13 protein-coding genes are annotated in these 14,061 nt (G+C 65.7%); 4 read left to right on the plus strand and 9 right to left on the minus strand.

Going from position 1 to position 14,061, the window contains the following annotated elements; translation table 11 throughout:
- Positions 1–10: 10 nt before the first annotated feature.
- Positions 11–1,543, minus strand: a complete 1,533-nt coding sequence (locus tag AC07WS_RS15055) for a DUF1800 domain-containing protein (RefSeq protein ID WP_494729863.1) — start codon at positions 1,541–1,543, stop codon at positions 11–13.
- Between the two features lie 133 nt (positions 1,544–1,676).
- Between AC07WS_RS15055 and AC07WS_RS15060 the strand changes: the two genes are divergently transcribed.
- Positions 1,677–3,005 carry a hypothetical protein gene (locus AC07WS_RS15060; RefSeq protein WP_494729864.1) on the plus strand — a complete coding sequence of 443 codons (1,329 nt, stop codon included), beginning with the start codon at positions 1,677–1,679 and terminating at the stop codon, positions 3,003–3,005.
- A 28-nt stretch (positions 3,006–3,033) separates the two neighbouring features.
- Positions 3,034–3,633, plus strand: a complete 600-nt coding sequence (locus tag AC07WS_RS15065; RefSeq protein ID WP_494729865.1) for a YdeI/OmpD-associated family protein — start codon at positions 3,034–3,036, stop codon at positions 3,631–3,633.
- On the opposite strand, the gene AC07WS_RS15070 is transcribed toward AC07WS_RS15065, so the two are convergent.
- From AC07WS_RS15070 to AC07WS_RS15100, 7 genes are all read right to left on the minus strand, one after another.
- Positions 3,630–5,273, minus strand: a complete 1,644-nt coding sequence (locus AC07WS_RS15070; RefSeq protein ID WP_494729866.1) for a methyl-accepting chemotaxis protein — start codon at positions 5,271–5,273, stop codon at positions 3,630–3,632. The genes AC07WS_RS15065 and AC07WS_RS15070 overlap by 4 nt on opposite strands.
- Positions 5,274–5,513: 240 nt before the next feature.
- Positions 5,514–5,801 (minus strand): hypothetical protein, encoded by a 288-nt coding sequence (locus AC07WS_RS15075; protein WP_008447145.1) that lies wholly within the window; start codon positions 5,799–5,801, stop codon positions 5,514–5,516.
- Between the two features lie 180 nt (positions 5,802–5,981).
- Positions 5,982–6,665 carry an ABC transporter ATP-binding protein gene (locus AC07WS_RS15080; RefSeq protein WP_494729867.1) on the minus strand — a complete coding sequence of 228 codons (684 nt, stop codon included), beginning with the start codon at positions 6,663–6,665 and terminating at the stop codon, positions 5,982–5,984.
- Between the two features lie 17 nt (positions 6,666–6,682).
- On the minus strand, positions 6,683–7,474 hold the full coding sequence (gene phnE, locus AC07WS_RS15085) for a phosphonate ABC transporter, permease protein PhnE (protein WP_494729868.1): 792 nt from the start codon (positions 7,472–7,474) through the stop codon (positions 6,683–6,685).
- A complete protein-coding gene (locus tag AC07WS_RS15090) occupies positions 7,471–8,298 on the minus strand; it encodes a PhnE/PtxC family ABC transporter permease (RefSeq protein WP_494729869.1) in 828 nt (275 codons plus the stop codon). The genes phnE and AC07WS_RS15090 overlap by 4 nt, the downstream gene beginning before the upstream one ends.
- Positions 8,298–9,119 carry a phosphonate ABC transporter ATP-binding protein gene (locus AC07WS_RS15095; protein ID WP_494729870.1) on the minus strand — a complete coding sequence of 274 codons (822 nt, stop codon included), beginning with the start codon at positions 9,117–9,119 and terminating at the stop codon, positions 8,298–8,300. The genes AC07WS_RS15090 and AC07WS_RS15095 overlap by 1 nt, the downstream gene beginning before the upstream one ends.
- 3 nt (positions 9,120–9,122) lie before the next feature.
- Positions 9,123–9,998 (minus strand): putative selenate ABC transporter substrate-binding protein, encoded by an 876-nt coding sequence (locus AC07WS_RS15100; protein WP_494729871.1) that lies wholly within the window; start codon positions 9,996–9,998, stop codon positions 9,123–9,125.
- A gap of 158 nt (positions 9,999–10,156) precedes the next feature.
- On the opposite strand from AC07WS_RS15100, the gene egtD reads away from it, so the two are divergent.
- Positions 10,157–11,170 carry an L-histidine N(alpha)-methyltransferase gene (egtD, locus tag AC07WS_RS15105; protein ID WP_494729872.1) on the plus strand — a complete coding sequence of 338 codons (1,014 nt, stop codon included), beginning with the start codon at positions 10,157–10,159 and terminating at the stop codon, positions 11,168–11,170.
- 15 nt (positions 11,171–11,185) lie between these two features.
- On the plus strand, positions 11,186–12,439 hold the full coding sequence (gene egtB, locus AC07WS_RS15110) for an ergothioneine biosynthesis protein EgtB (protein ID WP_494729873.1): 1,254 nt from the start codon (positions 11,186–11,188) through the stop codon (positions 12,437–12,439).
- Positions 12,440–12,442: 3 nt separating this feature from the next.
- Here the strand turns inward: egtB and AC07WS_RS15115 are convergent, their stop codons facing one another.
- Complete coding sequence (locus AC07WS_RS15115; RefSeq protein WP_494729874.1) at positions 12,443–14,020, minus strand: cytochrome C; 1,578 nt, start codon at positions 14,018–14,020, stop codon at positions 12,443–12,445.
- Positions 14,021–14,061 lie beyond the last annotated feature (41 nt).

Genomic DNA, 14,061 nt, shown 5'->3' on the forward strand with positions numbered 1-14,061 from the left:
GTGCGGTTCCTTAGCGGTGCATCAGTTCGGGCGACGACAGCAGGAAGGTGTTCCATTCCTGCGGCGACGTGGCCTGGTCCAGCACCTGGCGGGTGGCGGGGCCGATGGTCTTTTGCAGCGACTGGTAGTACAGCGCGTTGGCCAGTTGCGGGAAGGCGGCGCGTTCCTGCGCCTGCGGGCCGTCGGTCTTGAACAGGCCCGCGTTGCCGGAGCCGATGGCCTTGGCGATTTCGAAGCGGGTGGTCATCTGGCCCGGACTGGCCCAGCCGGACTGCGTGAGCTGGTAGCCGTCCGGCGTCTGGCGGCCGTACAGCGGTTCGGCCATGCGCGTGAGCCAGTACAGCATCGGCCCGGTGTTGAGGACCACCTTGTCGTCGTAGGCCAGGCGCACGGCGGACACCACGTAATGCGCGGGGTCCTTGAACTTGCGGCCCAGCGACTGCGCGAATTCGGCTGACGTGAACATGGTGCGCAGCACGGCGGCGATGTCGCCGTCGCTGGACTGGAAAGTGGCGGCCATGCGTTCCACCAGCGCCGGCGGCGCCTCGTCGGCGACGAAGTAGAGCGCCAGCTTGCGGCTGACAAAGCGCGCGGTGGCCGGGTGGCGGCACAGGCGGTCGAGCGCTTCGTCCACTTCGGCCAGGCCGCGTCCCTTGACGGTCTGGCCGAGGAATTCCTTGTTGCCGTAGTCGTGGCGGTTCGGGTTGAACTCGAACAGCCCTTGCCGCACATACTGCGCTTGCAGTTCCTTCTTCACGTTCGGCGTCGTGGTGCCCATGTTGACGCCGACCCCGGTGAGGATGCGCGCCAGTTCCTGCACGTCGCGCTGGCTGTAGCCGCCGTCCACGCCCAGCGTGTGCAGCTCCATCAGTTCGCGCGCGTAGTTTTCGTTGATATGGCCGGCGGCGTTCTGCTCGTTGTCCAGGTAGCGGATCATGGCCGGATGGCGCAGCGTGGCCGCCAGCAGGTCGCGGAACTTGCCCAGCGCGTGGGCGCGCACCGCCGTGTCCTCGTAGTCGCCGACCAGCACGCGCAGGTTGCTCTTGCCTTGATGGACGTTGAAGTGGTTCATCCAGAACCATGTCATCTGCTCCTGCAGCTGGTTGGACGAGTACAGATCGCGCAGCAGCGAGCGCGTGGCGGCCTCCTTGGCGATGCGGTTCAACTCCTGCTGGTAGGCCTGCTGCGCGGCTTTTTTCTGGTCGTCGTCGGCGATCTTGTCGGCGTCCTTGCGCTGCTGGTCCAGGTCCTGGTTCAGCTGCGCCAGCGGCTTGCGGGTGATGGTCATGGCGTCGATCTGCGCCTGCGCGGCGGCCGGCAGACGCGCGGCGGCCGGATGCAGCTGTTGATCCAGCCAGGCGTCGTAGCCGAGCTTTTCGGCCTGCTGGTAGGTGCCCAGGTTGACGCCCCAGCTGACGCGGTTCAGCGCTCCACTGAGCTGCTCGGGCTTGACGACGGACGAACCGGCGCCGCCGGTCGTGGCGCATCCCGCGAGCATCAGCAGCGCGCCGCAGGCGGACAGGGATAGTGATGGATGTCTCATGAGCTGAGTATAGTTCGCGAATTGCGCCGGGCGGCGCGCATAACAAAATGTTACAAACTACGTAATAGATAAGTGTTGTCTTAAATGCCAGTCCCCTCTAGAGTGGTCTTTTCATCTCACCGGATCCGCACCCATGAATCGCATTCCATTGTTGGCCGCATTGGCGTTGACCGCCAGCGCCGGCTGCCAGGCGGCCATCACGCTGCAAGTGACCACGTTCGTGCATTTCGAGCCGTCGCCAGGCGCGACCAACCTGCCGCCGGACAGCAAGAGCACATCGTTCGTCACGCTGGCGGACGATTACATCGCCGCCAAGTCGGACAATGCGACGACGATTTACGACTTCAGGAACCGGCGCCGCGTGGTGCTCGATGACGCGAACAAAACCTATGTCGACTACTCGCTGTACGATACCCTGGGCGCCCGGGTCTTCGAGATACGCAACCGCGCGGCCCTGAACGCGGCGATGGCCAAGATCAAGCCTGACCACAAGCCAGTCCGCAAGGTGGACCTTGAGCAGGAGTTGGCGCTGGCCGAAGACAATGCCACCGTCATTGACGCCGCCACCAGCGGCGACATGCTGAAGTTGTCCAGCGAAGGCAGTCCCCTGGCGGCATGGAGCAAGCATGGCGCCAAGGCCGGCGCGCGCGATGCGGCCCACTTTGCGCAGCTGCTGCGTTACACGCAGGCCGTCCATCCGCAATTGCTGGCCAGGCTGGCCGAAAGCAGCGTGATTCCGGATACGCTGACCTTCACCACCAATACGCCGCTCACCGCCGTGACGGTGCGCCTGGCGGTGGAGAAGGTGCAGAGCGCGTCGCCGCCGGCCCTTACGCTGCAAGGTTATGCGCGCCGCGAGGCCGCGCCGGGAACGCTGGACGCGCTGCTCGACCACATGGCGGCGCAGACCCCAGAACAACTGGACGCCCTGCGCGCCGCCCATCCCTGCGATACGGAGGCCGCCTACCGCGAGGACCAGCTGCTCGACACGATGTTAGGACGCGTCGAATGCACGCTGGCCAACGGCGCGCCGATGCTGGAGTTCACGCCGGCGCAGCTGGAGCAGATGCGTGCCAGCGTCCCGGTCAGCCTGGCCTTCAGCGCCACCAAGGTCACCAAGCAGGAGGAATATGTGGCGGCGGTGAAGACCTTGTCCGGCCTGCGCAGCCAGGCGCCGCGCAAGGCCTATGTGCTGAAGCTCTTCGAAGCGAACAACCGCGCCAGGCTGGGACAGTTCGATGAATCCCGCCTGCTGTTTGCCGATGTGCTGGCGGCCAATCCGGTGCTGGGCGGCGCCTGGAAGGACATGGGCGACCTGATGGCCATGCGCTTCGACATGCCCGCCGCGTGGCGTAGCTGGGACATCGGCCGCCGCATCGCGCCCAAGCTGCCCAATTTCGCCGCGGTGAACCAGCTCGAAGAGGAAATGGCCAAGCGCCATCCCGAGTATTTGGTATATTGAGGCAAACAACAACCAGCCGAGCATCGTCATGCCCACCATCGACCCGCGCGTTGACGCTTACATCGCCAAGTCCGCCGAGTTTGCGCAGCCCATCCTCACCCATCTGCGCGCCATCGTCCACGAGGCCTGCCCGGAAGTGGAAGAGACCATGAAGTGGAGCTTCCCGCACTTTATGTACAAGGGCATGATGTGCGGGATGTCCGCCTTTAAGGCCCACTGCGCGCTGGGCTTCTGGAAGGGCGAGCTGCTGATGGCCGATGCGGCCAACCGCGAGGCGATGGGCCAGTTCGGCCGCATCGAATCGGTCAAGGACCTGCCGTCCAAAAAAATCCTGGCGGGCTACGTCAAGAAGGCGATGAAGCTGAATGACGACGGCGTCCCCGCGCCGGCGCGCGCCAAGCCCGCCGAACCGCGCCCGCTGGTCATCCCCGACGACCTGACCGCCGCGTTGAAGGAAGTGCCTGCGGCATACCGGCACTTCGAAGCCTTCAGCCCGGGCAAGAAGCGCGAATACGCGGAATGGATCGCCGAGGCCAAGACCGAGGCGACCCGCACGCGCAGGCGCGAGCAGGCCGTCGAGTGGATCGCCGAAGGCAAGGCACGCAACTGGAAGTACGAGAAGTGTTAGCCCGAGCTGCTTAGCCGGGCCGCGGCACGCGCCTGCAACACGGGCTTGCGGCCGCTGTGCGCAAGGCCTGGCCGCGCAGCCGGTTCCGCGTGCAGCTTGAACACCTGCACCGCTGCGGTCAGGTGTTCGGCCTGCTGTTGCAGGCTGCCCGCCGCCGCTGCCGCTTCTTCCACCAGCGCGGCGTTCTGCTGCGTGACCGCGTCCATCTGCGACACCGCCTGGTTGATCTGCTCTATGCCCTGCGTCTGCTCGCGCGTGGCGGAACTGATCTCGCCCATGATGTCGCTGACGCGCCGCACGCTTTCGACGATCTCCGTCATCGTGCTGCCGGCTTCGCCCACCAGCCGGTTGCCGATGGTGACCTGGCCCACCGAGTTGTCGATCAACGTTTTGATCTCCTTGGCGGCGCTGGCCGAGCGCTGCGCGAGGTTGCGCACTTCGCTGGCCACCACCGCGAAGCCGCGTCCCTGTTCGCCGGCGCGCGCCGCTTCGACGGCGGCGTTGAGCGCCAGGATGTTGGTCTGGAAGGCGATGCCGTCGATGACGGCGATGATGTCGACGATCTTGCGCGACGAGTCGTTGATCGAGTTCATGGTGTCGACCACCTGCGACACCACGTCGCCGCCCTTGGCCGCGACGCTGGTGGCGGTGGCCGCCAGCTGGTTGGCCTGGCGGGCGTTGTCGGCATTGTGCTTGACGGTGGATGTCAGCTCCTCCATCGAGCTGGCCGTCTCTTCGAGCGAACTGGCTTGCTGCTCGGTGCGCGCGGACAGGTCCAGGTTACCGGTGGCGATCTCGCCGCAGGCCGTGGCGATTTCGTCGGTGCTGTGGCGCACCTGGCCGACGATGTTGAGCAGGTTGTCGTTCATGTCGCGCAGCGCCTGCATCAGCTGCCCGGTTTCGTCGGCGGATTTGACTTCGATCGAGGAGGTCAGGTCGCCCTTGGCCACCTGCTGCGCCACGTCCAGCGCTGTGCGCAACGGCCGCGCGATGACGCGCGCCACCCACACCGCCAGCGCCAGTCCGCCCAGGATGGCGGCGGTCAGCAGCGCGATGGTCCACATGCGCGAGCTGGCGAAGATACTGGCCGCCGTCGCTCCCGACTGGTCGGCGCCGTCGAGGTTGATCTTGACCAGCTGGTCGATCTGCGCGCTCAGCTCAGTCAACCGCTGCGCGGAATCGCCGGACAGCAGTGCCTTGGCGTCGTCGGACTTGTCCGGGCCGGCCGCCAGCAGGGCCATGATTTTTTCGTGGGCGGACAGATAGCCGGCCATGGACCTGGTCATCTCCGCGTAGACGCGCTTCTCCTCGGGTTCCGATACCTGTGCCGCGTAGACGGCGGCGTCCTTGTTGAGCGCGGAGAGGGCCGCCGCCAGGCGCGTATTGACCTTGGCGCGACCCGGGCCGTCGCTGTAGAGGAAGGACGACAGCTCCCAGCGGCGCACCTCAAGCAGGTCGGATTTGACGGTCATCACCGCACGCACGCTGGGCAGCCAGTTGCTGGCCAGGTCCACGGTGGAGCCGTTGATGGTCCCCATGTTGACGATCGAGATCACGCCGTTGGCGAGCATCAGGCCCAGGACCACCAGGAAGGAGGCGACCAGCTTGGTGGCGATATTCAAATCGTAGAACCATTTCATGATGTTTTCCTTTCGGGAACAACGTGATTGCAGGAACCAGAGGCGCGGGAATAGGGAAGCGGCAAAAATCAGTATAAGCCTGATTTATTGTCGATGGGTATCGAACTGCAAGGTGTGGAAGGGGTGAGACAGGTGGGAGGTAATGCGGCGTTCAGCGGGGTTTGGGCTGTACGCAGTGCGCATTTGAGGGCGCCGGATACCGCATGCCGGCGCCTGGCATGGCTTGATCAGCTGGGCTGTTCAATGCATAGACGCGGTCGACAGATCCTTCAGTTCCCGTATGCTGATATCTGACTTTTCATGCATACGCAGCAAAATGGTAGCCCCGACGGCCAACTTACGGTGCCGGATTTTGCTGATGATGGGAGGTTGCACCTCTAAAACTCTGCAAAGTTCCGCATCGTTTTTCAGGTTCATTTTTTCGATCAAAGTATCAAGAAGCTTGTTCGGAACAAAACTGGATGGCTCCAGTGCCCGAGCGCGATTCATGGCTTCGATCAGTTCCAGCTTTTTTTGCCGTACGTTCATGATTGCTCCTCCTTTGCTCAAAACGTGAAAAGAAATTACGTTTCCCGGCAAGGCTAGCGTCCACACTTTTTTGGTCTGAATGTGGTACGCAACTCAACATTCTTGATAACCATGCAAGTTAATTTCAATAATACTACGCGGACGCAAGAATAGGAGGGTTTGATAAAAAAATTATCTTGTTTATTGCTTAAACGTGTTGACGATTGTTGTTTCTTGTATGCCTGATTTTGAAAGTTGTAGGACTTTGTCTGTCATTTCCGCCGCCGCCTGCGAATGCGTGACCATGATCGCACATGCGCCGGTGGATTTGATCTCCCGCCGCAACAAAGTCAGGATGCTGTGGGCGGTATCGGGGTCGAGGTTGCCGGTCGGTTCGTCGGCCAGCACCAGGGCGGGGCGGTGCACCAGCGCGCGGGCGATGGCCACCCGCTGCATCTCGCCGCCGGACAGTTGATGCGGGAAGTCGCCGCCGCGCCCGCCCAGGCCCACGGCCTCCAGCATCTCCGCCGCGCGCTGCGTCGGCAGGCCGTTCAGCAGCAGCGGCAGCGCCACGTTCTGCAGCAGCGTCAGGTGCGGCAGCACGTGGAAGGCCTGGAAGATGAAGCCCATGCGCGCGCGCCGCAGCTTGGTGGCGGCGTCGTCGTCCAGGCCGGACATCGGCACGCCGTCGACCACGATGGGCGAGTCGCCCGCCGCCGCGTCGGGCGTATCGAGGCCGGCGATGAGGTTGAGCAGCGTCGATTTGCCGACGCCCGAGTCGCCCATGATGGAGACGAATTCGCCGGCCTTGAACCGCCACGACAGGTTGGACAGCACGGGATGGCCGCTGGCATAGGATTTGGACAGGTTGCGCAGTTCGAGCATGTTGGCCTTGGCGATAATTAGCGGGTGAGGACGCGGCGCAGCGCGAAGCTGATGCCGTCGACTAGCGCGACCAGCAGCAGCATGGCGATGATGACGGTGGCCGCCTTCTCCATCTGGAACAGCGACAGGTGGTACTTGAGCATCTGCCCCAGCCCGCCGGCGCCGACCACGCCGAGGATGGCGGCGGCGCGGATGTTGTTCTCCCAGCGGTACAGCGTGTAGGACAGCATCTGCGGCAGCGTTTGCGGCAGCGTGGCGTAGAAGAAGGCCGCAGCGGCGGAGGCGCCGTTGGTGCGCAGGCTTTGCTCCGGCAGCGGCGCGGCGTTCTCCAGCGAGTCGGCGAACAGGCGACCGAGTACGCCGGCGGTGTGCGCGCCCAGCGCCAGCGTGCCGCCGAACGGCCCCAGGCCGCAGGCGATCAGCAGGATGGAGGCCCACACCAGTTCCGGAATGGAGCGCAGCACGTTGAGCAGCCCGCGCATCAGCGCGCGCGCCACGGCGCCGAAGCGGCCGGACGCGGACAGCGAGAACGCCAGGCCGGCCATCACCGCCAGCAGCGTGCCGAGCGCGGACATGGCCATCGTTTCCAGCGCGGCCCAGCCGGTGCGGGCCAGGAAGGGCGCGGACAGGTCGGGCGGCGCGAAGCCGGCTAGCAGTTCCAGCGCGCTGTTGACCGCTTCCAGCGTGAAGAACTCGCGCCACTTCAGCGGCAGCGAGGCGAAGCTGGCCACGACCAGCACCGCCAGCATGGCCAGCATGGCCAGCACGGTCCAGTCGCGGCGCGGCGGTTTGGGCATCAGGTGGTTCATCCGAGGCGCCTCCGCAGGATTTTGGAGAACTGGTCGGCCAGCGCCACCAGCAGCACGAACACCAGCAGCATGGACGACACTTCGGCGCCGGCCAGCATCTTCATCGATTCGTCCATGCGCTGACCGAGGCCGCCGGCGCCCACGAAGCCCATCACCACCGAGCCGCGCACCGCGCATTCCCAGCGGTAGAAGGTGTAGGACATCAGTTCCGACGCCGCTTCCGGCAAGGTGCCGTACAACAGCGCGGCCAGCCGCCCGCTGCCATTGGCCAGCAGCGTGTCGCTGGCGTGGGCGTCGGACGATTCGAGGATCTCGGCGTACACCTTGCCCAGCATGCCGCAGTAGGTGAGGGCGATGGCCAGCACGCCGGCGGTCGGCCCCAGGCCGATGATGCGCACGAACAGCAGCGCCCACACCAGCTCCGGCACGCTGCGCAGCAGCACCAGCGTCCAGCGCACCGCCTGGCGCACCAGCGTGGCCAGGGGCCGCATGCGGCCCGTGCCCAGGCGCGAGATCGACAGCTGCTCGTTGACGATCAGCGTGGCGGGGATGGCGCCCAGCAGCGCCAGGGCCAGGCCGGAGGTGGCGATGGCGATGGTCAGCCAGGTCTGCTCCAGCAGCATGGCGAGGAATTCGGTGCTGTGCGCGGGCACCAGGAAGTCGGCCAGGAAGCGGCCGGTGGCCGTGAGGCTCTGCCAGTCGAACAGTATCCACGGCTTGAATTCGGTGATCACCAGCGCGGGCCACAGGATCAGCAGGCAGACCGCGGTGGCGGCGACGCGCCCGCGCCAGGCCGGGTCGGGATGGGAGGACAACGTCGCCATCACAGGCAGGCGCCTACGCCGAGTTTGATCGCCATCGCCTCATGGTCCTGCGGCTTGGCGCTGGCGGCGGGCGGCTCGCCCTGATACAGCGCGGCGATCATGTCGGGCGTGACCTGGGCGCGCGGCAGGTCGAATTCGATGCGGCCGTCGCGCAGGCCGACGATGCGCGGGAAGTGGCTCAGCGCCAGGTCGACCTGGTGCAGGCTGCAGATCAGGGTGGCGTTGCGGGCCTTGGCCTCCTCGCGCAGGGTGGCCAGCGTCAGCTCGGACAGCACCGGGTCGAGCGCGGACAGCGGCTCGTCCACCAGCAGCGCCTTGGCCGGCGACAGCAGCAGCCGCGCCAGGCCGCAGCGCTGGCGCTCGCCGCCGGACAGGCGGTCGACGCGGGAATACAGCTTGTCGCCGAGGCTAAAGCGCGACAGCGCCTGCCACGCCGCTTCCGGGTCGGCAGGCTTGAACAGCGAGACCAGCGCGCGCCACAAGCTCCATTGCGGCAGGCGCGCGGCCAGCACCGCCGTCACCACGCGCTGGCGCGGCGGCAGTGGCGGCGTCTGCGGCGCCAGGAACAGCTGCGCGCGCAGGCGGTGGCGCTCGGCGTGGCCCAGCGCCCACGGATCGACGCCGAAGGCCTGGAAGCTGCCGTCGGCCGGCTGGTGGGCGCAGGCTAGCGTCGCCAGCAAGGTGGTCTTGCCGGCGCCGGAGGGGCCGATCAGGGCCAGTTGCTCGCCCTGTTGTATCGTCAGCGAGATCGCATGCAGTGCGGCCGCCTGCGATGCGCCGAGGTGGCGCACCGTCAGGTTCCGCAGGTCGTAAGTGGACATCGATTACTTCTTCAGCAGGCCCGCGTTTTGCGCCGCGGCTTCGATCGCCGTGTAGTTCTCAGCCTTGGTCGGGATGAACTTGGAGGCGCGCTGCAGGTCCATGATGGCCTTGTCCTGCGGGTTCTTGGCGTCCAGCGCCAGGAAGGCGTCGGTCAGCTTTTTCTTCAGGTCCGCGTTCATGTCGGTGCGCACGCTCCAGTTGTAGTCGTAGTAGCCTGGCGTGGTGTAGAACACGCGGACCACGGCAGGATCGACCTTCTTCTCGGCGACCATTTTTTCCCACACCGAGATGTTCAGCGCGCCGGCATCGACCTTGCCGCCGGCGACTGCGGCCACGGTGGCGTCATGCGCGCCGGAGAAGGCGATGCGTTTCAGGTCGGTGTCCGGATTGATCTTCGCGGCCAGCAGGTAGGAGCGCGGCATCAGGTGGCCCGAGGTCGACGATTCCGAACCAAAGCTCAGCGTGTGGCCCTTCAGGTCTTCCAGCTTGTGGATGTCCTTGTTGGTGGTGATGAAGACGGACTTGAATTTTTCGTCTTCGGCGCGCTGCACCAGCGGCGTGATCTGGTTCTTGCTGCGGTCCTTGGCCTGCACGAAGGTGAAGCCGCCGAACCAGACCATGTCGACCTTCTTGTTTATCAGCGCTTCGACCGAAGCGGCGTAATCGGTGACGGGAGTGAACTCGACCTTCATGCCGATCTTCTTCTCCAGGTACTCGCCCAGCGGCTTGAACTTGCGCTGCAATTCGGTCGGCGCTTCGTCCGGGATGGCGGACACGCGGAACACGTGGTCGGCCGACTGCGCCTGCGAGTGCGCGGCTGCCAGCATCAAGCCGGCGGCAAACAGGGATTTGATCGTGCGCATGGCGGAAAATTTCATGTTCGGGAGCCCTTATTTTGTAAGATTTATATGTTCGTTACGACGAATGTGAAAGACCGCACGGATTTATCGGTCGGGTACTGCAAAATGGATATTCGGCTATCATAACAAAAATGTTATCCGCAGCAGGGATGACCACCTTTAAAGGCAGAGCATATATGCAGATGTCCCGCTCCTCGGCGATCCGTGTTGTTTCGCCCGACGACAGCAACACGCCGGCGCCGCAGCGGCGGCAGCACGCGCACGGCAGCGCGGAGGTGGTCGCGGAAATCAGCGACGGCCTGCTGGCCGGCCGTCCGCACATTTCGCCCAAGTACCTGTACGACGGCCTGGGTTCCAAGCTGTTCGAGGCCATCTGCGAGCTGCCCGAATATTATCCGACCCGCACCGAGGCGGGCATCTTCGCGCTGCATGGCGCGGACATGGCGCGTGCCGTCGGCGCCGGCGCCGTGCTGATCGACCTGGGCGCGGGCAATTGCGCCAAGGCCGCCAGCCTGTTCCCGCTGCTGCAGCCGGCGCAGTATGTGCCGGTCGATATCTCGCGCGACTTCCTCACCGAAGCGGTCAGCCGTTTGCGGCAGCGCTTCCCGGACATCGAGATGACCGCGCTGGGACTGGACTTTTCCAACGGCTTCGAGCTGCCGGACAGCGTGCGGCGCAGCCGGCGGCTGTTCTTCTATCCCGGTTCGTCGATCGGCAATTTCTCGCCGGAGCAGGCGGTCGGCTTCCTGCGCGGCCTGCGCGACAACGCCGGCGCCGACGGCGGCCTGCTGATCGGCGTGGACCTGATCAAGGACAAGGCCGTGCTGGATGCGGCCTACGACGATGCGCTGGGCGTCACGGCGGCCTTCAACCTGAACATGCTGCGCCATCTGAACCATCTGGCCGGCGCCGACTTCGATGTGGGCCAGTGGCAGCACCGCGCCTTTTTCAACGAGGCCGATAGCCGCATCGAGATGCACCTGGAGGCGCGCGCCGCGCTGACCGTGCGCTGGAGCGGCGGCGAACGCGAATTCGCATGCGGCGACCGTATTCACACCGAGGACAGCTACAAGTACACGCAGCAGTCCTTCGTCGGCCTGCTGGAGCGGGCCGGCTTCTCGTCGGCCCAGGTCTGGACCGATCCATCGAACTGGTTCGCCGTGATCCACGCCAGGGTCACTCCTTCCTGAAAGCCGATCACGCCTATGGACATGCGCCCACCGCAACTGGAACTCAATGCCCGCTACGACAAGGTGCGCCGCCGTTCGCTGGCGCTGGCCGAGCCGCTGACCGACGAGGATTGCGGCGCGCAGTCGATGCCGGACGCGAGTCCGGTCAAATGGCATCTGGCGCACACCACGTGGTTCTTCGAGACCTTCATCCTTGAGCGCATGGAGGCGGATTTCGCGCCGTTCCATCCGGCGTTCCGGGTGCTGTTCAATTCCTACTACAACGGCATCGGCGAGAAGCACCCGCGTGCGCAAAGGGGCCTGCTGACGCGGCCGGCGATGGCGCAGGTGCGCGCCTACCGCGCCGACGTCGACGCCCGCATCGGCCGCCTGCTGGCCGCCGGTCTCGATGCCGAGCGGCGAGTGCAGTTGACGGCGCTGGTCACGCTGGGGCTGGAGCACGAACAGCAGCACCAGGAACTGATGCTCACCGACGTCAAACACCTGCTGGCGCAAAGCGCGCTGCTGCCCGGGTACATGGACGTGCCGCTGGCGCGGGCCAAGGCTGCGCCGGCGATGGCGTGGTTGCCGTTCGCGGGCGGCCTGACCGACATCGGCCATCAAGGCGGCGGCTTTTGCTTCGACAACGAGCTGCCGCGCCACAAGCAGTACGTGGCGCCGTTCGAACTGGCCTCGCGGCTGGTGACGAACGGCGAGTACCTGGAATTCATCGCCGCCGGCGGCTACTTCAACGCCGCGCTGTGGCTGGCCGAGGGTTGGGATTGGGTGCGCAGCCAGAACCTGGGTTGTCCGATGTACTGGCATCAGGACGGCAAGGGGCAGTGGCAGGAATTCACGCTGCACGGCGCGCAGGCGCTGGACCTGTCGCGGCCCGTCACGCATCTGTCGCTGTACGAAGCGGATGCTTATGCCCATTGGGCCGGCGCCCGTTTGCCGACCGAGGCGGAATGGGAATTCGCCGCCGCGCAGGCGGTGGTGGAAACCGGATCGCTGCATCCGGCCGGCGCCGCCGGTGCGCATGGCCTGTCGCAGATGTTCGGCCACTGCTGGCAATGGACTAGCAGCAGCTACGCCGCCTATCCCGGCTTCCAGAGCGCGCCCGGTGCGCTGGGCGAATACAACGGCAAATTCATGCTGAACCAGTATGTTCTGCGCGGCTCGTCCTGCGCCACGCCGGACGGCCATGCGCGCACCAGCTACCGCAATTTCTTCCCTGCCGGCGCCCGCTGGCAGTTCACGGGCATCCGGCTGGCGAGGCTGGCGCCGTAAGCCTTACAGCGCCTTCATGAAGGCCGCCAGGTCGGCCGCCTCCTGGGCGGTGAAGCCGATGTTGAAGCGCTTGTCGTAGAAGGCCACGACATCCTCGATCGTATGCACCGAGCCATTGTGGAAGTAGGGCGAGCGCGATTCGATGCCGCGCAAGCCCGGAACCTTGACGCGGCCGATGTCCTTCCATTTCCCCGTTTGCATGGCGGCGCCGGGATCGGTGGTGGTCACCGTATCGCCGGTGAGGTTGTTGCGCAGCGTGTAGAGCGGCATGTCGGCCGTGCGGCGCGAGCCATCGGAGACGCCGGTGTTGAACATGCGGACCACCGAATGGGTGCCGGAGGCTGGCGTGTCGTGGCAGCTGGCGCAGGTGCCGCGCTGCAAAGGACGCCGCAGTTCGTCGTTGAAGCCGGCCACGTTGGTGATGTTGAACGGCTTGTTGTTGAAGATTTGTTCGCCGCGCGCGATCGAGGCGCGGGCCAGGTTCTGCGGGCTTGGCGCGGCTGGCGGCGGCGGGGCGGGGCGTCCGCGCGCAGGCGGTGGCGGAGGCGGCGCAGGGCGGTCCAGATTGCGCCAGGCGCCGAAGATCGCCATCACGTTGCGGTTGAACGGCACGCCGGTCTGGTAGTCGCCGGATTCGAGGTCGTTGATGCCGAAGTAGAAGGCGGCGGAGGCCAGCCGCGACGGGCCGCCCAGCGCGCCGGCGTCGGTCAGGCTGCCGGCGTCGATGGAGCCGACCTGGGTGGTGAACAGGGTTTTTTCGAAATCGACGATGGCGCGTTGCTCGGTGGCGGTCAGGTCCTGCGCGGCTTCGGCGTGGCCGCGCACGGCGTCATTCGCCTGATGCAGCAGGCTGGCGTCGGCGCTGGCGAAGCATTGCGCTGGCCGCAGGTCCTTCAGGCACAGGGCGGAAGTGGCGTCGCTGGCGGTTTCGCGGCTGTCCCACATCACGCTGCTGGTGAATTTGAGATTGGTGGTGGGCAGCGGACGGCGGAACAGCGAAAGCTCCTTGGCGCTGGCGTAGTTGTAGGGGTCTTCGGTTTTGACCAGCGTGAATTCGGCTCCGGCGGGCATCGGCAGGCCGACGCGTATCAGGCCTTTGGTCAGCAGCATGCTGTAGGCGACGCGCTTCTGGTCCAGCGTGGCGGTGGCCGCCAGCGGCGAGACGGCGCCGTCCACCAGGCGGAACACCGGATCGGTGCCGCCGCTGTTGGTGAAGCGCTCGGCCAGCTTGTCCGGGCCTATGCTCCAGCCGTTGTCCGGCTGGTGGCAGGTGGCGCAGGAGCGGCCGTTGCCGAAGGGTTTGAAGAAGGGATTGGTCGCGTCAACGGCGCCTGCGGTACTGAAAGTGAGCGAGGTGCCTTCGTCGTTGGCCACCGGCGCGAGGACCACCGGCGGCGCGGCCGCAGGCGCGGGCGCGCCCTGCACGGTGAGCGAGGCCAGCGTGGTGGCGGCGGGGGCGCCGCCTTGCAACAGGCGCTGGGTGGCGCTGCTCGTGTTGTCCGCCGTTGGATCGCTGCCGCCGCAGGCAGCCAGCAGGGCTGCGGCGATGGCCGGTGTGAGGTAAAGCGCGCGTTGATACATGGTGTTCTCCGTCTGGTGTGATGACGGTGCGAGATTGCCGC

The sequence above is a fragment of the Duganella sp. GW821-FHT01E12 genome (assembly GCF_059422325.1).